The organism is Microbacterium sp. CIAB417 (assembly GCF_022788845.1).
On sequence record NZ_JAHZUT010000003.1, the window covers coordinates 144,050 to 164,357 of the forward strand.

Consider the following 20,308-nt stretch of genomic DNA (forward strand, 5'->3'; position numbering starts at 1 on the left):
GCGAGCGGTAGCGTAGGGGAGTGACCAGCGGTCGGGAGAGTGAGGGGCGGGGGCCCCTCTACCGTCTCTACAGCAATCGTCTGCGCCGGCAGATCCCGCCCGCATCCGTCCCCCGCCACGTCGCGATGATGATCGACGGCAACCGGCGGTGGGCGCGTCAGCTGGGCTACGACTCCGCCGCGCACGGGCACCGTGCGGGAGCCGCGAAGATGCGCGAGTTCCTGCGCTGGTGCGACGAGCTGGGCGTCAAGGTCGTCTCGCTCTACCTGCTCTCGATCGACAACCTCACCAAGCGCGACTCGAAAGAGCTGGCCGATCTCATCGAGATCATCGCCGAGCTCGCCGATGAGCTGTCGCACGAGCGCGACTGGCGCGTGCAGCACGTCGGCCGCGCGGCCCCGTTGCCCCAGGAGCTCGCGCGCGTGCTGGCCGACGTGCAGCAGCGCACGGCGGGCAACACCGGCATGCACGTCAACCTCGCCGTGGGCTACGGCGGCCGCGGCGAGATCGTGGATGCGGTGCGCAGCATCATCACGCAGTACGACCAGACGGGCGGCTCGCTCGAAGATCTGGCCGAGAGCCTCACGCCGGAGCAGATCGGCGAACACCTCTACACGGGCGGTCAGCCCGACCCCGACCTCGTCATCCGCACCTCGGGCGAGCAGCGCCTGAGCGACTTCCTGCTCTGGCAGTCGGCCCACAGCGAGTTCTACTTCGTGGAGGCCCTCGGTCCCGACCTCCGCGAGGTCGACCTGCTGCGCGCCATCCGTGACTACGCGCGCCGCGACCGCCGCTTCGGCAAGTGAGCGCCCCGGCGGCGTTCACGAACTCTTAACGCGACACGCGCGGATTTCGGCCCCACGGATCCCGCGGAAGTCGTACGGTCATCACAACGGGCACGGCGCCCGTTCGAGTCGGCCCCAGGAAGCGACTCGCTACCCACCGGTCGACTCGAGAGACCCCGGGCCACGGGCCCGGAAGGGGAGTGGGTTGTGACCACACGAGCACCACACCAGCAGCAGCGGGCGACCGTCCAGCAGAGCGCAGATCAGGAAACTGACCTGCGCTCTTATGTTTTGGACACCTCGGTGCTGCTGAGCGATCCCCGAGCGTTCTTCCGCTTCGCGGAGCACTCGGTCGTGATCCCCGTCGTCGTCATCACCGAACTGGAGGCAAAGAGACATGATCCGGAGCTGGGTTACTTCGCGCGCCAGGCGTTGCGGCACCTCGATGAGCTTCGTGTCGAGCACGGCCGCCTCGACTTCCCCGTCCCCGTCGGCGCCGGCGGATCGCTCCGCGTCGAACTGACCAACACCGACCCCTCGGTGCTCCCGAGCGGGATGCGGCTCGGCGACAACGACACCCGCATCCTCGCCGTCGCCATGCACCTCCAGCAGGAGGGCCACGACGTCACGGTGGTCTCCAAAGACCTCCCGATGCGCGTCAAGGCCGCCTCTCTCGGCATCCTCGCGGAGGAGTACCTCGCCGAGCAGGCCGCGGACTCGGGCTGGACCGGCATCGCCGACATCGACGTCTCGGGTGACGAGATGAGCGACCTGTACGAGAGCGACGTCGCCGTCAGCGACGACGTGCGGGGCCTCCCCGTCAACACGGGCCTCATCGTGCACTCCGAGCGCGGTTCCGCCCTCGGACGGGTCACGGGCGACGGCGAGTTCCGACTCGTCCGAGGCGACCGGGACGTGTTCGGGCTGCACGGTCGCTCGGCCGAGCAGCGCATCGCGATCGACCTGCTCTCGGACCCGGATGTGGGCATCGTCTCGCTCGGCGGTCGCGCGGGCACCGGCAAGTCAGCGCTCGCCCTGTGCGCGGCGCTGGAGGCGGTGCTGGAGCGCCAGCAGCAGCGGAAGATCATCGTCTTCCGTCCGTTGTTCGCCGTCGGCGGTCAGGAGCTCGGCTACCTGCCCGGTGACGCGCAGGAGAAGATGAACCCCTGGGGCCAGGCGGTGTTCGACACGCTCGGCTCTGTCGTCAGCTCGAACGTGCTCGAAGAGGTCGTCGCGCGCGGCATCCTCGAGGTGCTGCCGCTGACCCACATCCGGGGGCGTTCGCTGCACGACGCGTTCGTGATCGTGGACGAGGCGCAGTCGCTCGAGCGCAACGTGCTGCTGACCGTGCTCAGCCGTATCGGGCAGAACTCCCGCGTGGTACTGACCCACGACGTGGCCCAGCGCGACAACCTGCGGGTCGGACGCCACGACGGCATCGCCTCGGTCATCGAGACCCTCAAGGGGCACTCGCTGTTCGGGCACGTCACCCTCACGCGGTCGGAGCGCTCCGCGATCGCGGCCCTGGTGACCGACCTGCTGGAGGCGGGGGAGCTTTCATGAGGTCGTATGAGAGCTTTCTCACCCGATCCTCCTTGTGCTCTCACGGCAGGCGCGGATGATGGAGAACACGGATGACGCGACACTGTCATTCACCGCTGGAATGAGTTCCCCCAGACTCTGACGGCGAAGAAAAACTGGAGAAGCAATCCGTCACCGATTCCCCCCGGTGAGGTGGCGGGCATCACGGGTTCGGGTCCCGTGGTCTCTCTGTGGCCCCCGGCGTCCCCCAGCGCCGGGGGCCTTCTCTGTGTTCGGGCGCGCCAAATCACCGGCCGTCGGGCAGGTGTCGATGCGGAGCGCCTACTCCCAGCGGTAGCCGGCGCCGCGCACCGTGACGATGCGCTCGTGGCCGAACTTGGCGCGCAGGTAGCGCACGTAGACGTCGACCACGTTGGAGCCCGGGTCGAAGTCGAGCCCCCAGACCCGGCTCAGCAGCTGCTCGCGGCTGAGCACCTGACCGGGGTGGCGCAGGAACTGCTCGGCCAGGGCGAACTCCCGCGCCGACAGATCGATCTCGCGGCCCTCGACGCTCGCGCGCCGTGAGAGCACGTCGAGGATGACATCGCCGTGGACGATCGCGATGCTGCCGGTGGCGACGTTCTCCCGCAGGCGCGAGCGCACGCGCGCCAGGAGCTCGTCGAACTTGAAGGGCTTCGGCACGTAGTCGTTCGCGCCGGCGTTGAGGCCGTCGACCGTGTCGCGGGTGCTGCTGCGGGCGGTCAGCATGATGACCGGCAGGTGCGAGCCCTGACCGCGCACGTGCCGGAGAACCTCGAAGCCGTCCATGCCCGGCAGGCCCACATCCAGCAGGAGAAGGTCGACCTCGCCGGAGAGCGCGCGCTCTAGCGCGTCGTTGCCGTCCTCGACCACCTCGGTGGCGAATCCTGCCGACTCCAGTCCGCGCTTCACGAAAGCCGAGATGCGGGATTCATCCTCCGCGATCAGGATCAAGGTCATGTGGTTGCCTCTCGCTGCAGAACGACGTCGCCGGCGCGCACGGGCGTCGGGACCAGAGTGGACGGATGGCCGCTGGTCGGCACACGCACCGTGAAGGTGGCGCCGCCGCCGGGGGTGTCGGTGACGTCGACGGAGCCGCCGTGGGCCTGCGCGATCGCCTCGACGATGGCAAGCCCCAGGCCCGAGCCCTCGACGGAGCGGTTCGCGTCGACCCGCGCGAACCGCTGGAAAATGCGGCGCCTGGCCGCGGGCGGAATGCCGGCGCCGTGGTCTCGGACCCACAGCCGTGCCTCGCCGTCCACGACGTCGCTGCCGACCTCGATGGGGCTGTCAGCCGGCGTGTACTTCGCGGCATTGTCGGCGAGCTGCAGCCAGGCCTGGGTGAGCCGGTCGGCGTCTGCCACCACCACGCCACGGGCGCTCCGGGCGAGGGAGAAAGGGTGGCCGGAGATGGCGGAGACGAGCTCGCCGACGCGTTCGGTCAGCATCCCGAGGTCGACGGGGCGCATCTCGAACTGATCGCCCTGCGCCGACGACAGCAGGTCGATGTCGTCGACGAGGCGCGTCATCCGGTCGAGCTCGGAGATCCCCATGTCGCGGATGCTGATGACATCCTCGCGGTCGTCGACGTTCATCATCTCGAGGTGCCCGCGCACGATCGTGATGGGTGTCTTCAGCTCGTGTCGGATGTCGTCGAGCAGCTGTCGCTGGCTGCTGACGGATGCCTCGAGGCGGTCGAGCATCGAGTTCATCGTGCGTGACAGGTCGGCGATCTCGTGGTCGCCCTCCTCGGGCACACGAGTGCCGAGGTCGTCCAGCGTCACCGCATCCGCCGCCTCGCGCAACTGCCGAAGAGGCGAGAGCAGCCGGCCGGTGAAGAACCAGCTCGCGAAGCCGAGCGCGGCCATGACGACCACGGCGGCGATCACGTACGTCGTGATCGACGCCTGGAACGGCGCCATCTCGGCTTCCATGTCGACGCCGCGCAGGTAGATGCCCGTCTCGCCGCCGATCTGCACCGGCAGCGCCACGTAGCGCACCTCGCCCTGGTCGGTCGAGACCGTGCCCAGCACGATGTCGCTGCCGGTGACCGCCTTCGTGGCCGCGGCGACCACCGCCGGGTCCTCGATCGCGTGGAAGAGGTTGCCGGCCGAGGGGGAGACGACGATCTCGCCGTCGACGACCCCGACGACGCCTTCGGTCTGCGAGGGCAGGAAGCCGGTCACGGTGCGCGTGAGGTAGATGCCGGGGGACGGTGCATCGCCCACGGGCCGCAGGGCCTGCACCTTCTCAATCAGACGGTCGTCCACGTCGTCGACGAGACGCGCCCGCTGGATCCAGAAGGAGACCCCACCCGCGACGATCAACCCGACGCACGCCACAAGGAGGATCGCCCCCAGAGTCTTCACGCGCGCCGAGAGCATTCTCGGCGTCTGCTTCACCTTCCGATTATGTCTCGTCGGGCGGTTTCGCGTGTAGCTCAGCCGGGGTGCGTCATCGAGAGCAGATCGAGCTTCTCGTCGAGCTGCGCCTCGGTGAGCTCGCCCCGCTCCACGTACCCGAGGGCGATGACCGCCTCGCGCACCGTGATGCCCTCGGCGACCGCGTGCTTGGCGATCTTGGCCGCGGCCTCGTAGCCGATGAGCTTGTTCAGCGGCGTGACGATCGAGGGTGACATGCCGGCGTAGGCCGCCGCGCGCTCGCGGTTGACCTCGAGGCCGCGGATCGTCTTGTCGGCCAGCACGCGCACCGAGTTGGCGAGCAGGCGGATCGACTCGAGCAGCGCCGTGCCCATCACGGGGATCGCGACGTTGAGCTCGAACGAGCCGGATGCGCCCGCCCACGCGATCGTGGCGTCGTTGCCGATGACCCGGGCGCACACCATGAGCGTGGCCTCGGGAACGACCGGGTTGACCTTGCCGGGCATGATCGAGGATCCGGGCTGCAGGTCGGGGATGTGCAGCTCGCCGAGACCCGTGTTCGGGCCGGAGCCCATCCAGCGCAAGTCGTTGTTGATCTTGGTGAGCGACACGGCGATCGTGCGGAGGGCTCCGGATGCCTCCACGAGGCCGTCGCGGTTCGCCTGCGCCTCGAAGTGGTCCTTGGCCTCGGTGATGGGCAGTTCGGTCTCGGCGACGATCAGCTCGATGACCTTCTGCGGGAAACCGACCGGGGTGTTGATGCCGGTGCCGACCGCGGTGCCGCCGAGGGGAACCTCGGCGACGCGGGGGATCGTGGCCTGCACGCGCTCGATGCCGAGGCGGATCTGGCGGGCGTAGCCGCCGAACTCCTGGCCGAGCGTGACGGGAGTCGCATCCATGAGGTGCGTGCGGCCCGACTTGACCACGTCGCTCCAGGCCTCCGCCTTCTCCTCCAGCGACACCGCGAGGTGGTCGAGGGCGGGGATCAGCGCGTCGATGATCTCCTGCGTCACCGCGATGTGCACCGAGGTGGGGAACACGTCGTTCGAGGACTGCGAGGCGTTGACGTGGTCGTTCGGGTGAACCGTCGAGCCGAGGTCGCGCGTCGCGAGGGTGGCGAGCACCTCGTTCATGTTCATGTTCGACGACGTGCCGCTGCCGGTCTGGTAGACGTCGATCGGGAACTGGTCGGCGTGCTGGCCGGCGATGATCTGATCGGCGGCACGGGCGATCGCTTCGGCGATCTGCGCGTCGAGGGTGCCGAGCTGCTTGTTCGCGAGGGCGGCGGCCTTCTTGATCCGCGCGAGCGCCACGATCTGAGCCGGCGCCAGTGCGTCGCCCGAGATCGGGAAGTTCTCGACCGCGCGCTGGGTCTGCGCGCTGTAGAGAGCGGATGCGGGAACACGGACCTCGCCCATCGTGTCGTGTTCGATGCGGTATTCGGTCTCAGCCACGGGTGTCTCCTCTGACGGTGTGCGGGCGGAAGGTGGTCAGGCGGCGGATTCGGTCGCCGCACCGACGATGAAGTCGGGCTCGGCGACGCCCTTCGCGAGGCGGTAGTTCACGCCGACGATCGCGAGCGAGCCGTCGGCCACGGCGGCGCTGATGAGCTCAGACGAGTGCAGCAGCTCGGTCACGGTATCGCGCAGGTGCTCGCGGCCCACGTGCTCCGCATCGACCGTGGCGGCGTTCGTGCCCTCGGCGACCTGCACACGGCGCACCGCCGGCACGATGGGTGCGACCTGACGCCAGATGCGCGGCGGGAGAGCGGGCGCGTCGGGCGAGGTGCTGTCGATGGCGGCGCGGACGGCACCGCATTCGTCATGGCCGAGCACGACGATGAGCGGCGTGCCGAGCACCTCGACCGCGTACTCGAGGCTGCCGACGACCGAGTCGGAGATGACCTGACCGGCGTTGCGCACGACGAACAGGTCGCCCAGGCCCTCGTCGAAGATGATCTCGGCGGCCAGACGCGAGTCGGAGCAGCCGAACAGGGCAGCGCGCGGGCGCTGGCCGCCGGCGAGCTCGTGACGACGCTCGACGTCCTGCCGCGGGTGACGCGGCGTTCCGGCGACGAAACGGGCGTTGCCCTCGAGCATCTCGGTCCAGACCTGGGCGGGGGTGGGGTGGGTCTCGGTCACGGTGTCTCCTCACGCAGCTGAAGGATGGTATCGGTGACGGTCGTGGCCAGCTGCGCCGCGGTGTCGGGCTTGGCCGTGCCGTACACGAGGATCTGGTCGGGGCCGGCGGGGGTGGCGAGGGCGTAGGAGACGCCGCCGGCGGAGCGGGCGTCGGAGATCTCGTAGCGCTGCCACTCGATGCCGTCGATCGTCTCGGTGCCGGTCGGGGCGGCGCCGTTGAGGGTGCGGGCGACCCACCCCGCATCCGCGTCGAAGGCCTGAGCGATGTTGATGTAGCTCTCGGCGTCGGGCACGTAGACGATCGTGAAGGCGGGAACGCTGTTGCCCTCGAGCTGCGCCTGGTTGACGCGCCAGTTCTCCGGCACATCGGGGGAGATGACGGGGCGCCCGTAGGCGTCCGCGAAGCCGTCCGCGATCTCGGCGACGTCCACGGCGGGCGCGGGCGCCGGGTTGCCGCGCGGAACGGCGAAGACGATGACGATCACGACGCCGAGGGTCGCGAGCAGCGCCGCGATGAGGTTTCGGAACGTCTGACTCGAGCGGTAGATGCGTGAGGACTCCGCCTTGCGGGCGGCGGTCTCGTCGGGAGTCTCGGGGCGGCCGAGCTCGGCGACGACGCGGGGACCTCGGGCCATCAGAGTTCGCCCTCGGCGCCGGAGCGCGCCGCATCCAGCCGACGCTTCGCGCCCAGCAGCCACTCCTCGCACCGGGCCGCGAGCGCCTCGCCGCGCTCCCACAGCGAGAGCGACTGCTCGAGCGTGGGGGAGCCCTGCTCGAGCTCGGCGACCACGCGCACGAGCTCGTCGCGCGCCTGCTCGAACGACAGCGACGCGATCTCGGGAGCGGTCTCCTCGGGCGCGGACATGGCTTCCATCCTAGGCGTCCGTCGTCGTCGCAGACGTCTCGGGCACCTCGCCGCCGGAGGTGGCGGCGAAGGAACCGCGCGCCACGGTGACGGTCAGCTCGGTGCCCTCCGGAGCCTGCGCCGCATCCCGCACGATCACACCCCCGTCGATGTGGGCGATCGCGTAGCCGCGAGCGAGCGTGGCGCCGGGCGAAAGCGCGCGCAGCGACGCGCGCAGCTCGGCCGTCTGGCGTGCCGCATGGGTGTGCGCGCGGTCGATCGTGTCGCGTCCGCGGGCCGCGAGCAGCTCGATCTCGTGGGCGCGCCGCTCGAGGAGCGCGTCGGGGTCTCGGAGCACCGGGCGTGAGCGCAACTGCTCGAGCTGTGCGATGTCGTGCGAGACGCGCATGCTGAGCCGCGAGCCCTGCCGTGCGCGCAGCTGGCGCACGAGGGTGCGCTGCTCGCCCACATCCGGCACGACGCGCTTGGCGGCGTCGGTCGGGGTCGAGGCGCGGAGGTCGGCGACGTCGTCGAGCAGGGGGTGGTCGTTCTCGTGACCGATCGCCGAGACGACGGGCGTCGTGGCCGCAGCGACCGCGCGCAGCAGCCGTTCGTCGCTGAAGCCCAGCAGGTGCTGCGGGTCGCCGCCGCCGCGGGCGATGATGATGACATCGACGTCGGGGTCGGCATCCAGCTTCTGCAGTGCGGCGATCGTCTCGGGCACGCACCGATCGCCCTGCACCGCCGCGTACTCGGTGCGAAAGCTCACCTGCGGCCAGCGCAGCTCGGCGTTGCGGTGGACGTCCTTCTCCGCATCCGATCGCTCTCCCGTGATGAGCCCCACGAGGTGCGGGAGGAAGGGGAGCGGGCGCTTGCGCTCGGGAGAGAAGAGCCCCTCGGCGCGGAGCTTGGTGCGCAGCTGCTCGATCGCGGCGAGCTGGTCGCCGATGCCGGTGTGGCGCATCGCGGAGACCAGCACGCTGAAGTCGCCCGTGCGCACGAAGTAGTCGGACTTAACGCTCGCGACGACCCGATCGCCGACCTTCAGGTCGTCGGGCAGGCGCTGCAGCGTCGACGACCAGATACGGAACGACACGCTCGCGTCGCCCGTGAGGTCTTTCAGCCGGCCGTAGACATTGCCGCCGCGCACGTTCCACGATGTGATCTCGCCCTCGACCCAGACCGAGCCCCAGGAGGAGATGAACGCCCGGATCGTCTCGTTGAACCGGGCGACGGATGTGGGCGCTTCGCGCGTGGCGTCGCGGGGATGGACGTCATCACCGTGCGGGGCCTCCGCCGCATCCGGTGCGAACCTCGTCATGCATCCTCCGTCGCTCGGCCTCTGCCCAGCACGCGCCCGTAGAATCACGGGCGTGAGCTCACCCGCCGTGCACCTTCCCACCCCCCGGATGCCGGCGCGCAGCGGCCGGCTTCAGGATATCCCGGTCGTCGGACGCAAGAGGGTGCTACTGGCAGCCCCCCGCGGCTACTGCGCCGGCGTCGACCGTGCGGTCATCGCCGTCGAGAAGGCGCTCGAGCGCTATGGCGCACCCGTCTACGTGCGCAAGCAGATCGTGCACAACGTGCACGTCGTGACCGAGCTCGAGGCCAAGGGGGCGATCTTCGTCGAGGAGGTCGACGAGGTGCCCGCCGGCGCGCACGTCGTCTTCAGCGCCCACGGCGTCTCGCCCGCCGTCGTCTCGGCCGCCGCCGACCGCGGCCTGCAGGCGATCGATGCGACCTGTCCGCTGGTGACCAAGGTGCATCGCGAGGCCGTCCGCTTCGCCCGCGACGACTTCGAGATCCTGCTCATCGGCCACCTCGGGCACGAGGAGGTCGAGGGCACCGCCGGTGAGGCGCCCGAACACGTCACGATCGTGAACTCGCCCGCCGACGCCGACACGGTCGAGGTGCGCGACCCCGACAAGGTCGTGTGGCTCTCGCAGACCACGCTCTCGGTCGACGAGACCATGGAGACGGTACGGCGCTTGCGCGAGCGGTTCCCCAACCTGCAGGACCCGCCCTCCGACGACATCTGCTACGCCACGCAGAACCGTCAGGTCGCGATCAAGAAGGTCGCGCGCGACGCGGATCTGGTGATCGTGGTCGGCTCGGCCAACTCGTCCAACAGCGTGCGCCTCGTCGAGGTCGCTCTGGAGCACGGCGCCAAGGCCGCCTACCGGGTCGACTACGCGGAAGAGGTGCGCCAGGAGTGGCTCGACGGTGTCGCCACGGTCGGTGTGACCAGCGGCGCCTCGGTGCCCGAGGTGCTCGTGCAGGAGGTGCTCGACGTGCTGGCCGGCGCCGGCTACGCCGACGTCGCCGAGGTGCGCACGGCCGAGGAGGACCTCATCTTCTCGCTTCCGAAGGAGCTGCGCCGCGACGCATCCGGCGCCACCGACGCCCGCGCCCGCGGCGGACGGGGGCGCGCATGAGCGACGAGCGCCCTCGCCCCCAGTACGGTGAGTACGCGACGCCCGAAGAGCAGCGTGCCCGCATCCGTCAGCCCGACGCGACGTTCGATCTCGACGCGGGCAAGGCGCCGGATGCGGCGCCGCCCGCACCCGCCCCGAACCCTGCCGCAGGCCCCGTGGCGCGCAACCCTCGGGCCATGGACCGCGTCGCCACGATCGCGCTGCTGGCGCTCGGGCTGTTCGAAGTGCTGCGTTCGATCCCCGGCTTCGTCGATCCCAACGAGCTGCTCACCCAGCTGCTGACGCAGTTCGGCGTCGACGGGGGACTATCGGATGCGGCCGGCGCTCGCGCCTGGGGGGCGGCCGCCGCCATCCTGCTCGCGGTCGGGTGGTTCGCGACCGCGGCCGTGTCGGTGTGGAATCTGCGCGCCGGACGCCTGAGCTTCTGGATCCCGCTCGTGGGCGGCGTGGTCTTCACGCTGCTGGCGAGCGTGCTCCTGGTCGTTCCGCTGATGTCTGACCCCGGCCTGATGCAGCAGATCGGCGGCATTACGCCCCTTCCCACTCCGAGCGCGACATGACGGCGCGCATCGTCGCCGTCTGCGCGGTGCATGCGCTGATCCCGGATGCGGGCACGATCGGCGTGACCGCGATCGACAAGCGCCCGCTCGACGGCGCCGTGCGCGTCGGCCCCTACGGGGTGCGCGGCGACGTGCAGGCCAATCGCAAGCACCATGGCGGGCTCGAGCAGGCCGTCTACGCCTACGCGCAGGAGGACGCCGAGTTCTGGGAGAGCGAGCTGGGCCGCGAGCTGGCACCCGGCTGGTTCGGTGAGAACCTGCGCACCGAGGGCATCGACGTCAACGCGGTCGTGATCGGGGAACGGTGGCGCATCGGCGACACGCTCGAGCTCGAGGTCACCCGACACCGCAATCCCTGCCAGACCTTCGCCCGGCGTCTCGGCGGTCCTGAGGCGCGGGGCTGGGTCAAGCGCTTCGCCGACGAGCGACGGCTCGGCCCCTACTTCCGGGTCGTGAAGTCCGGCGCGATCTCCGCCGGGGACGAGATCGTCGTGCTGTCGCGCCCGGCGGGTGCGCCCGGGCTGCTCGACGGCGTCTGAGCGCGCCGCGTCTCCCGCACCATGGCGATCCGCCCGTGGGTGCGCAGCAGCCACGGCATGACGAGGTAGCTGGCCAGCGGTACGACGATCAGGGTGAGCACCAGCGAGCGCAGGACGGGGTGCCAGCTCTCCGTGAACGGCGCCAGCGCCAGCATCCCGATCGTGACGAGCGGGAAGATCGCGATCCACGTCAGTGCGCCGCGGACGTGGGCGTTGGGCATCGGGGGGCGAGGGGCGGCGCTCGCCGAGGCGGCCGGCGTCAACAAGGAGCGGATTTACTCGTACTTCGGGAGTAAGGACGCCCTCTTCGAAGCGGTGATCGTCCACGAGCTCTCTGAGGTGTTCGAAGAGGTTCCGCTCGAGGGCGAAGGCCCGCGTGCCATCGGCGACTACGCCGCAAGACTGTTCGAGCGCATCGTGCGAAAGCCCGAGCTCGGCAGGCTCATGGCGTGGGAGGGTCTCGTCCGCGGGGGAGACGTGCCGGATCGCGCCGTCCGCGAGGAGCACTGCAGGTCCAAGGTCGCCGCGGTCCAGCGGGCGCTTCCCGGCGTCTCGAAGGCGGATGCGGGGCAGTTGCTGCTGACCGTGGTCACGCTCACCGACGGATGGGCGGTCTTCCCGCAGCTGGCCGAGATGTTCACCGCCGACCGTTTCGGCGATCGGCGCGACGCAGTGCGGCGGCTCGCCGAACGTGAGGCGGCCGCCGCGATGGAGCGCGCCGCATCCTGAAACGCGGAATGCCCCGGCCGGAGCCGGGGCATTCGCGATGACTGCGTCGGATCAGGCGCCGAGCGACTTGCCGGCAGAGCCGAGCTGCTGCGTCGCCTCGACGACACGGGCGGCCATGGCGGTCTCGGCGACCTTGCCCCAGGCGCGCGGGTCGTAGGCCTTCTTGTTGCCCACTTCGCCGTCAACCTTCAGCACGCCGTCGTAGTTCGAGAACATGAAGCCGGCGACCGAGCGCGTGAACGCGTACTGGGTGTCGGTGTCGATGTTCATCTTCACGACGCCGTTCGCGACCGCGAGGGCGATCTCTTCGGGGGTCGAGCCGCTGCCGCCGTGGAACACGAGGTCGAGGGGCTTGGGGCCGGTGCCGAACTGTGCGGCGATGCCCTCCTGGATCTCACCGAGCAGCTCCGGACGCAGCTTCACGTTGCCGGGCTTGTAGACGCCGTGCACGTTGCCGAAGGTCAGCGCCGCGATCCAGCGGCCGGCGTCGCCGAGGCCGAGTGCCTCGACGGCCTTGGCCACATCCGCCGTGGTCGTGTAGAGCGCCTCGTTCGAGCCCTCGTGCTTCACGCCGTCCTCTTCGCCGCCGACGACGCCGATCTCGACCTCGAGGATCGCGTTGATCGCCTTGATGCGGGGCAGCAGCTCCTTGGCGATCGCGATGTTCTCGTCGAGGGGAACGGCCGAGCCGTCCCACATGTGCGACTGGAAGAGCGGGTTACGGCCGGCCTTGACCTCTTCTTCGGATGCGGCGATCAGCGGCAGCACGAAGTCCTCGAGGGCGGGCTTGGGGCAGTGGTCGGTGTGGAGGGCGACCGTGATCGGGTAGTTCTTGGCGACCTCGGTGGCGAACTTCGCGAAGGCGATCGCGCCGGTCGCCCGGCCCTTGACGGTGTGGCCGGCGAAGTAGTCGGCGCCACCGGTGGTGACCTGGATGATGCCGTCGGAACCGGCTTCGGTGAGGCCCTGCAGGATCGCGTTGATCGACTGCGAGCTCGCCGCGTTGATGGCCGGGTACGCGAAGCCGCCCGCCTTCGCGCGGTCGAGCATCTCGGCATACTGATCGGGTGTTGCGACGGGCATGTCCGCTCCTTGCTGTGTGCAGTGGTTACCCGTCACTCTATCGAAGGGGGTGCGGGCGGCTGGGTGCCCCGGGCGCCAGGAATATCGCCGCGGGGGCGGTGGATTTCCTCATGATGAAAGAACGTCGAATTCTTCGCGTCTTCAGAGACGAAAGTCGCGTCCGCTCTGCGGGATCCTGCTTAGGCTGGGCCGCATGGTGAGTCTTACCGCGGACATGAGCCCGCTGCATCCCGACCGGAACCTCGCTCTCGAGCTCGTGCGCGCGACGGAGGCGGCAGCCATCCGCTCCGTTCCCTTCATCGGGCGCGGTCAGAAGGAGATGGCCGACGGCGCGGCGGTCGACGCCATGCGCGCCTTCCTCACCACCGTCAACTTCGACGGCGTGATCGTGATCGGCGAGGGCGAGAAGGACAACGCGCCGATGCTCTTCAACGGCGAGCACGTCGGCACCGGGCGCGGCCCGCAGTGCGACATCGCGGTCGACCCGATCGACGGCACCTCGCTGACGGCCGCCGGGCGCAACAACGCGCTGTCGGTCATCGCGGTCGCCGACCAGGGCGCCATGCTCGACGCGTCCAGCGTCTTCTACATGGACAAGCTCGTCACCGGCCCCGCCGGCGTCGGCGTCGTCGACATCCGGCTGCCCATCGGCGAGAACATCCGCCTGCTCGCGAAGGCGCTCGGCAAGCCCGTCGACGAGATCGTGGTCTCGGTGCTCCACCGTCCTCGCCACGACCAGCTCATCGAGGAGATCCGCGAGGCCGGTGCCGGCACCCGCCTCATGAGCGACGGCGACGTCGCCGGCGGCATCAACGCCGCCCGCCACAACGCCCGCACCGACATGTGCGTCGGGATCGGCGGGAGCCCCGAGGGCATCGTCACCGCCTGCGCCATCAAGGCGCTCGGCGGCCACATCCAGGGCCGTCTCGCGCCGCGCAACGACGAGGAGAAGCAGCGCGGCATCGACGCGGGGCTCAAGGTCGACGGCACTGTCTACGAGGCCGAGGATCTCGTCAAGGGCAAGAACACGATCTTCGTCGCCACGGGCGTGACCGACGGTCAGCTGGTCGCCGGCGTGCGCCGCGAGGGCGAGCACATCTACACCGAGAGCGTCGTGCTGCGTGGCGCCTCCGGCACCCTTCGCCGTATCTCGAGCGAGCACCTCACCTCGAAGTGGTTGTGATCCTCGCGGGCTCGAAGTGGCTGTGATCCTCGCGGGCTGAGCCTGCGGGTTGAGTCTTTCGGCTGGTGAGCCGGCTCGGCATGTCCCACTTCCTGCAGGACATGTCCCACTTGCCGCAGGGCATGTCCCACTTGCCGCAGGGCGTGTCCCACTTGCCGCAGGGCGTGTCCCACTTGCCGCAGGGCGTGTCCCACTTGCTGCGGGGCATGTCCCACTTGCCGCAGGGCATGTCCCATTTGCTGCAGGTTTTGGGTCCGAATACTGCAGAAACTGGGACATGCTGGCTGCTGACGAGATGATGGATCGATGACCGTTCGGCGGATGAGCCCTCGGCTCCCGGTTCTCAACGGCCAGGAGGTGCCCGTGTTTCCGCGTGGGCGCAACCCGCGTCCGCTCGCGTGGGGCGTGATGGTGACCTCCGTCGTCGTCGGTCTCATCGCCGCGGTCAGTGACGAGCTGAGCCGGCGCATCCTCTTCGGCGCCTTGGCGGTCATGCTGATGGTGATCGGGATCGCGCTGCTCGTCACGTTCCGGGGCGTCGTGTCGCGTGCGCTGACCATCGACGATCGACCGGGTTCTCTGCGCTTCGTCCCCCTTCGGGTCGGATCCATCCCGACACTCTTCATCGCCGTGTCGCTGCTGCTTCCGGCCGGCGCGCAGCTCTTCATCGACCTGAACGGACTGCCGATGCCCTGGGGGCCGCGCCTGACACGCAGCGGGCCCTACATCCTCGGCGTGATCGGGATCGCGATACTCGTGATGCGGATCGTGCGGCTGCGCGTCCCTGCAGGGCTGACGCTCACGTCGCGTGGCGTGACGGGCATCCGCGGATGCGGCGCGCTGGACTGGTCATGGGACGAGCTGGCGCGGGTGGCGGTCGTTGCGGCCCCCGCAGCCAAGCTCTCGCTGCTGCGCGTGGGCGGCGCGCCCCTGATCACGGCGCCCTCCCTCAGCCTGGGTTCCGACCCGAACCTCGTGGCTTCGCTCGTGGAGTTCTATCGGCAGCATCCGGAACACCGCGACGCTCTCGATGCGGGAGGTGCCGAGGCGGTGCGCCGCGCGGAGCAGGCCCTCCGGCCCGACTGATCTCCGCCGCGGTGCATCAGGGGGGCGATAACTGCAGGAAGTGGGGCATGCCGGGCGCAGGCCTGCGCAGCACCCCCTCGGTCGCGGTTGCTCCGGGTTCGTGTCTTAGTTGTTCACGGTTCGGGGGCGTCTGGCGTGCACAAGTGAGACACGGATGCGGGGCGGGGCCCGTGGGTGGGGTTTGTGTCTCAGTTGTTCACGGTTTGAGGGCGTCTGGCGTGCACAAGTGAGACACGGATGCGGGGCGGGGCCCGTGGGTGGGGTCTGTGTCTCAGTTGTTCACGGTTTGAGGGCGTTGCGCGTGCAGAAGTGAGACACGGATGCGGGGGAGGAGCGCAAGCCTCCGGGGTGGCCACGTCGGCAGGTGGCAGAATGAACGACGTCGTATCACCGTCGATGTCGATCTCTGCACCGAGACGAAGGGACGAACGATGTCCGCAGCCCAGGAGAACGCGCATCCGCACACCGGAGCGCTCGCCGTCGTCGCCGACGCCGTGGCGGTCAACAACCCCGACCCCGCGCGCCGCCCCGATGTCCTCTTCCGCGTCCGCCGCGAAGAAGGTCACCAGCCGAGCCCGTGGTGGGCGATCGGCGCGTTCGTCGGCGTCTCCGCCGTCGTGCTCCTGCTGCTGAGCTTCGTTCCCGGCGGCGCCTGACCTACGCCGTCAGCTGCGCGAGCAGCGCGCGTTCTTCCTCGTCGGTGAGCCCTGCTCCCGACACCACCGGGCCGTCGAGCACATCGGCGAGAGTCGATTCCAGCGAACGGCGTTCGAGCCCCGCCGCCACCGCCCGCTCCGTTGACCGCGCGTTCATTCCGTACCACTCCGTATCCCGCAGCCAGAGCGGTAGGGACCGCGGCCCCGCCCATTCGTTGACATCGCGCTCGACCAGCCAGCCCTCTGCCATCGCCGCCACCGTGCGGCGATGCCCCGCGGCGGCCCTCGCCGCATCCAGGTGCGCGGGGAACGGATGCGGCTCGCCCTGCGCGTTGAACACGCCCGACCCCGCTCCCTCGGCGAGCCGGACGAGCCACTCGGCCAGATCGCGCACGTCGATCAGCGAGGTCGGCAGGCGGGGAGCGTCCGGTGCCAGCACGACACCGTCGGGGTTCGACGGCGCGGCGAAGCGGCGCAGCCAGTAGGTGCTGCGTCCCGTCGGGTCGCCCGGGCCGCCGATGAGGCCGGAGCGCACGATGGCGGAGCGATCGGCGCCGAAGACCTCGCGCACCGCGTTCTCGCAGGCGACCTTGGCGCGCCCGTAGTCCTCGGGGTCGGTCATCACGTCGGCGTCGAGGGGTTGGAGCAGCGGCGCCGACTCGTCCGCGCCGATCTCTGCCTGGCTCGCGTACACGTTGCAGGTCGAGACGAAGACGTACCGCTCGGTGCGCAACTGCCGCGCGGCGCGGCGCACCTGGCCCGGCTGGCGCGAGACGTCGATCACCGCATCCCAACGGGTGTCGATCAAGGACGCGAGGCCGTCGGCGATGTCGCGGTCGACGCGAACGTGCTGCGCCCCGCGCGGAACGTCCGTGCCTCGGGCGGCGCAGGTCACGTCATGGCCGGCGGCGATCGCGGATGCGGCCGTCGTGCGCCCGAGCCATGCCGTGCCGCCGAGAACGAGGAGCTTCATAGGCTCATCGTCGTCGGGAATGCGCGCCGGCACAGGCGTATCCGCGACGGGCGAACATTCGTGTCAGGCAGGGGAGGCGGGAAGCTGCGCCTCGTCGGCGGATGCGGTCTCATCCGCAGAATCGGATGCGGCGCGTCGCACCTCGTCGAGGGCGGCGGTGAACTCGGGTGCGCTGAGCCGGCGCGGCGTGGACTCGAGCGCGGCGGGTGCGGCGACCGCATCCAGCTTGGTCTCATCGATTCCGGGGAAGCGCCGCGCGGTCACCAGGACGCGGCTCTCGAGCGATCCGACAAATCGGTTGTAGCCGTCGACCGTGCGCTCGATGCCGCGCCGCAGGTCGTCGATGTGCTTGGTGAGTCCGCCGAGGCGCTCGTAGAGCTGAGTACCGAGCGTGAACAGCTCGCGCGCGTCGTCGGAGACGGCCTCCTGCGTCCATGTGTAGGCGACGGTGCGCAGCACCGCCCAGAGATTCACGGGGGAGGCGAGCGCGACACGCTGGCGGAACGCGTAGTCGAGGAGCGCGGGGTCTTCGTCGAGGGCGGTCGCCAGCAGCGCCTCGTTCGGCACGAAGCAGATGACGAACTCGGGACTGGACTCGATCCCGGCCCAGTACTGCTTCTTCGCGAGCGCGTCGATGTGGGCGCGGAGAGCCTTCACATGCTTGTCGCGGAGCGCGCGGCGGCGCACCGCATCCTCGCCCTGCGCGGTGTCGGGGATCGCCTGCGATTCGATGAACGCGTCGAGCGGCACCTTGGCGTCCACGGCGATCGCCTTGCCGCCGGGCAGGCGCACGATCATGTCGGGGCGGCCGGAGCCCGCATCCGAGCTGATCGACGACTGCACATCGAAGTCGACGTGGCGGGTGAGCCCGGCTGCTTCGACGACGCGGCGCAACTGCACTTCGCCCCACACGCCGCGGGTGCTCGTCGAGCGCAGGGCCGAGGAGAGCGACGCGGTCGTGTCGCGCAGCAGGTCGTCGGTCTCCTGCGCGCGGCGCAGCTGCTCGGCCAAAGCACCGTACTGGGCGTGGCGCTCGCGCTCGAGGTCGTCGACCTTGGTCCGCACCTGGGCGAGGGTGTCGCGCACCGGCGCGAGGGCCGCCACCACCGCGTTCTCGCGCCGATCGCGGTCGTCGCGCTCTCGCTGCTCGGCGCGCTGGCGCTCCACGAACTCCCGATACAGCCCGCCCTGCCGTTCGAGCTCGGCACGCGCGGCCGCGGCGGCGGACTCCGCAGCGGCGGCTCGGGCAGACAGCGCGCCCTGCTGCGCGGAGGCGCGCGAGTGCGCAGCGAACCAGCCGAGGGCGATGCCGGCGGCGAGGCACAGCGCGGCGACGAGGAGGATCACGGGGTCCATGAGCACAGCATGCCCCCGGCCCCCGACATGCGCCGGTCAGGCGGCCGCGGCGACCGCCGTGTCGATCTCGCAGATCCGGATGCGGGAGGCCGCGGCGAGGGCGTCGATGTCGGGGGCGTTCCAGCGCCGCGCGGCATCGATCATGATGGCGGCGGAGGCGGCCGCATCCGCTGTCGCGTCATGGTGACGAAACTCGGCGAAGCCCGCCTCGGCCGCCACGATCGGCAGCCGGTAGCTCGGCAGGTCGTACGTGCGGCGCGCGAGCTGCAGGCTGCAGGCGTAGCGGTAGGGCGGGCAGATGTCGCCCGTCGCGGCGCACGCGCGCCGCAGCACGGCCATGTCGAATCCTGCGTTGTGCGCGACGAGCACATCCGCGCCGGCGAAGGCGGCGATGTCGTCGAGCTGCTCGCTCCAGCCCTTCGCGTCGACGACGTGCTCGGGGCGGATGCCGTGGATGCCGATGTTCAGCTCGAAGAAGCGGTCGTGCCCTTCGGGTGGGCGGATCAGCCAACCGGCGGTCGCGACGATGCGCCCGTCGCGGACGCGGGCCAGACCCACCGCGCACGCCGAAGCGCTGGAGGAGTTCGCCGTCTCGAAGTCGATCGCGGTGAAATCCAGTGACACGCCCTCACCCTCACCCGGATGCGCGCGGTGCGCGGTGAGGCGCGCCGGGGTGTCCGCGTCCGGGCTGCCGCATCCGGGGCGGTATGGATTCGGCGCGCGGGCGGGCCTCAGGGTCGTGGGTGGCGTGCGCGCGTTCGTCGGAGATTCGGCCTCCCGTCGGAGGTTTCGCGCCGCATCCTCCGACATTCGCGCGATTCTCCGACCGGCGGATGCGGCGAGCCCGCCCGTGCGAGCCGGCCAGAGGTGCAGGCTCCGGCGGGCGCTGAGCCGTGGGGAGCCTAGACTTGATGCCCGTGGCTCTTACCATCGGAATCGTCGGGCTGCCGAATGTCGGCAAGTCCACCCTGTTCAACGCCCTGACCAAGAATCAGGTGCTCGCGGCGAACTACCCGTTCGCGACGATCGAGCCGAACGTGGGTGTCGTCAACCTGCCCGATGCGCGCCTCGACAAGCTCGCCGAGATCTTCGGCAGCGAGCGCATCCTGCCGGCGGCCGTGTCGTTCGTCGACATCGCGGGCATCGTGCGCGGCGCGAGCGAGGGGGAGGGGCTCGGCAACAAGTTCCTCGCCAACATCCGTGAGGCCGACGCGATCGCGCAGGTCGTGCGCGGATTCGCCGACTCCGACGTCGTGCACGTCGACGGCAACGTCGACCCGAAGAACGACATGGAGACCATCAACGCCGAGCTGCAGCTCGCCGACCTCGACACTCTCGAGCGCGCGATCACGCGGTACGAGAAGGAAGTGCGCGGCAAGAAGCTGGAGCCGATCGTGCTCGAGACGGCGCAGGCCGCGAAGGATGCGCTCGAGCGCGGACAGCTGCTGTCGGCATCCGGCATCGACCTGGCTCCCATCAAGGAGCTCGGCCTGCTCACCGCGAAGCCGTTCATCTTCGTCTTCAACGTGGATGAGGACGTGCTCACGGATGCGGACCGCAAGGCCGAGCTGGCGGCTCTGGTCGCTCCCGCGCAGGCGGTGTTCCTCGACGCGAAGATCGAGTCCGAGCTGATCGACCTCGACCCGGAGGAGGCTGCTGAACTGCTCGCCTCGACCGGTCAGGACGAGTCGGGCCTCGACCAGCTCGCACGTATCGGGTTCGACACGCTGGGCCTGCAGACCTACCTGACCGCGGGTCCGAAGGAAGCGCGCGCTTGGACGATCGGCAAGGGCTGGAAGGCGCCGCAGGCGGCCGGTGTCATTCACACCGACTTCGAGAAGGGCTTCATCAAGGCCGAGGTCATCTCGTTCGACGACCTCGTCGCGACGGGCTCGGTCGTCGAGGCCCGCGCGAAGGGCAAGGCCCGCCTCGAAGGCAAGGACTACGTCATGCAGGACGGCGACGTCGTGGAGTTCCGCTTCAACAACTGAACGGGC

21 protein-coding genes are annotated in these 20,308 nt (G+C 70.0%); 10 read left to right on the plus strand and 11 right to left on the minus strand.

The window, feature by feature from the left end; genetic code table 11:
* Window positions 1-20 precede the first annotated feature (20 nt).
* The gene (locus tag KYX17_RS12940; protein WP_243227408.1) at window positions 21-806 is read left to right on the plus strand and encodes an isoprenyl transferase; all 786 of its coding nucleotides are present in this window, start codon (window positions 21-23) and stop codon (window positions 804-806) included.
* Window positions 807-992: 186 nt separating this feature from the next.
* Window positions 993-2,348, plus strand: coding sequence for a PhoH family protein (locus tag KYX17_RS12945; protein ID WP_243227409.1), 1,356 nt, complete (start codon window positions 993-995; stop codon window positions 2,346-2,348).
* A 300-nt stretch (window positions 2,349-2,648) separates the two neighbouring features.
* On the opposite strand, the gene KYX17_RS12950 is transcribed toward KYX17_RS12945, so the two are convergent.
* From KYX17_RS12950 to xseA, 7 genes are read right to left on the minus strand one after another with little or no spacing between them, the layout of a single operon-like run.
* Complete coding sequence (locus tag KYX17_RS12950; protein WP_243227410.1) at window positions 2,649-3,305, minus strand: response regulator transcription factor; 657 nt, start codon at window positions 3,303-3,305, stop codon at window positions 2,649-2,651.
* The gene (locus KYX17_RS12955; RefSeq protein WP_243227411.1) at window positions 3,302-4,747 is read right to left on the minus strand and encodes a cell wall metabolism sensor histidine kinase WalK; all 1,446 of its coding nucleotides are present in this window, start codon (window positions 4,745-4,747) and stop codon (window positions 3,302-3,304) included. The genes KYX17_RS12950 and KYX17_RS12955 overlap by 4 nt, the downstream gene beginning before the upstream one ends.
* Window positions 4,748-4,785: 38 nt before the next feature.
* Window positions 4,786-6,180, minus strand: a complete 1,395-nt coding sequence (locus KYX17_RS12960; protein ID WP_243227412.1) for an aspartate ammonia-lyase — start codon at window positions 6,178-6,180, stop codon at window positions 4,786-4,788.
* A gap of 36 nt (window positions 6,181-6,216) precedes the next feature.
* The gene (locus KYX17_RS12965) at window positions 6,217-6,825 is read right to left on the minus strand and encodes a carbonic anhydrase (RefSeq protein ID WP_243228182.1); all 609 of its coding nucleotides are present in this window, start codon (window positions 6,823-6,825) and stop codon (window positions 6,217-6,219) included.
* Between the two features lie 38 nt (window positions 6,826-6,863).
* Window positions 6,864-7,502: a DUF4245 domain-containing protein gene (locus KYX17_RS12970; RefSeq protein WP_243227413.1), complete on the minus strand. Its 639-nt coding sequence runs from the start codon at window positions 7,500-7,502 to the stop codon at window positions 6,864-6,866.
* A complete protein-coding gene (locus KYX17_RS12975) occupies window positions 7,502-7,732 on the minus strand; it encodes an exodeoxyribonuclease VII small subunit (protein WP_373459535.1) in 231 nt (76 codons plus the stop codon). Before KYX17_RS12975 ends, KYX17_RS12970 begins: the two co-directional genes overlap by 1 nt.
* A 10-nt stretch (window positions 7,733-7,742) precedes the next feature.
* The gene (gene xseA, locus KYX17_RS12980) at window positions 7,743-9,032 is read right to left on the minus strand and encodes an exodeoxyribonuclease VII large subunit (RefSeq protein WP_243227414.1); all 1,290 of its coding nucleotides are present in this window, start codon (window positions 9,030-9,032) and stop codon (window positions 7,743-7,745) included.
* 88 nt (window positions 9,033-9,120) lie between these two features.
* On the opposite strand from xseA, the gene KYX17_RS12985 reads away from it, so the two are divergent.
* From KYX17_RS12985 to KYX17_RS13005, 4 genes are all read left to right on the plus strand, one after another.
* Window positions 9,121-10,146, plus strand: coding sequence for a 4-hydroxy-3-methylbut-2-enyl diphosphate reductase (locus KYX17_RS12985; protein ID WP_249223651.1), 1,026 nt, complete (start codon window positions 9,121-9,123; stop codon window positions 10,144-10,146).
* Window positions 10,143-10,706 carry a DUF6264 family protein gene (locus tag KYX17_RS12990; protein WP_243227416.1) on the plus strand — a complete coding sequence of 188 codons (564 nt, stop codon included), beginning with the start codon at window positions 10,143-10,145 and terminating at the stop codon, window positions 10,704-10,706. The genes KYX17_RS12985 and KYX17_RS12990 overlap by 4 nt, the downstream gene beginning before the upstream one ends.
* Window positions 10,703-11,245, plus strand: a complete 543-nt coding sequence (locus KYX17_RS12995) for an MOSC domain-containing protein (protein ID WP_243227417.1) — start codon at window positions 10,703-10,705, stop codon at window positions 11,243-11,245. Before KYX17_RS12990 ends, KYX17_RS12995 begins: the two co-directional genes overlap by 4 nt.
* A gap of 93 nt (window positions 11,246-11,338) precedes the next feature.
* A complete protein-coding gene (locus tag KYX17_RS13005) occupies window positions 11,339-11,974 on the plus strand; it encodes a TetR family transcriptional regulator (RefSeq protein ID WP_308220884.1) in 636 nt (211 codons plus the stop codon).
* A 51-nt stretch (window positions 11,975-12,025) separates the two neighbouring features.
* On the opposite strand, the gene fbaA is transcribed toward KYX17_RS13005, so the two are convergent.
* Window positions 12,026-13,057, minus strand: a complete 1,032-nt coding sequence (gene fbaA, locus KYX17_RS13010; protein ID WP_243227418.1) for a class II fructose-bisphosphate aldolase — start codon at window positions 13,055-13,057, stop codon at window positions 12,026-12,028.
* A 193-nt stretch (window positions 13,058-13,250) separates the two neighbouring features.
* Between fbaA and glpX the strand changes: the two genes are divergently transcribed.
* The 3 genes from glpX to KYX17_RS13025 all read left to right on the plus strand — a co-directional run bounded on the left by glpX (window position 13,251) and on the right by KYX17_RS13025 (window position 15,982).
* Entirely contained in the window at window positions 13,251-14,240 is a 990-nt protein-coding gene (gene glpX, locus KYX17_RS13015; RefSeq protein ID WP_243227419.1) for a class II fructose-bisphosphatase, read from the plus strand.
* A gap of 321 nt (window positions 14,241-14,561) precedes the next feature.
* On the plus strand, window positions 14,562-15,326 hold the full coding sequence (locus KYX17_RS13020) for a hypothetical protein (protein ID WP_243227420.1): 765 nt from the start codon (window positions 14,562-14,564) through the stop codon (window positions 15,324-15,326).
* Window positions 15,327-15,757: 431 nt separating this feature from the next.
* On the plus strand, window positions 15,758-15,982 hold the full coding sequence (locus tag KYX17_RS13025; protein WP_137417479.1) for a UDP-N-acetylmuramyl pentapeptide phosphotransferase: 225 nt from the start codon (window positions 15,758-15,760) through the stop codon (window positions 15,980-15,982).
* Between the two features lies 1 nt (window position 15,983).
* On the opposite strand, the gene KYX17_RS13030 is transcribed toward KYX17_RS13025, so the two are convergent.
* From KYX17_RS13030 to KYX17_RS13040, 3 genes are all read right to left on the minus strand, one after another.
* Window positions 15,984-16,955 carry an NAD-dependent epimerase/dehydratase family protein gene (locus tag KYX17_RS13030; RefSeq protein WP_243227421.1) on the minus strand — a complete coding sequence of 324 codons (972 nt, stop codon included), beginning with the start codon at window positions 16,953-16,955 and terminating at the stop codon, window positions 15,984-15,986.
* Window positions 16,956-17,018: 63 nt separating this feature from the next.
* Window positions 17,019-18,311: a DNA recombination protein RmuC gene (locus KYX17_RS13035; RefSeq protein ID WP_243227422.1), complete on the minus strand. Its 1,293-nt coding sequence runs from the start codon at window positions 18,309-18,311 to the stop codon at window positions 17,019-17,021.
* Window positions 18,312-18,347: 36 nt separating this feature from the next.
* On the minus strand, window positions 18,348-18,935 hold the full coding sequence (locus KYX17_RS13040; protein ID WP_243227423.1) for an exonuclease domain-containing protein: 588 nt from the start codon (window positions 18,933-18,935) through the stop codon (window positions 18,348-18,350).
* A 293-nt stretch (window positions 18,936-19,228) separates the two neighbouring features.
* Here KYX17_RS13040 and ychF point away from each other — a divergent pair, with 293 nt between their 5' ends.
* The gene (gene ychF / locus KYX17_RS13045; protein ID WP_234075039.1) at window positions 19,229-20,302 is read left to right on the plus strand and encodes a redox-regulated ATPase YchF; all 1,074 of its coding nucleotides are present in this window, start codon (window positions 19,229-19,231) and stop codon (window positions 20,300-20,302) included.
* Window positions 20,303-20,308: the final 6 nt, after the last annotated feature.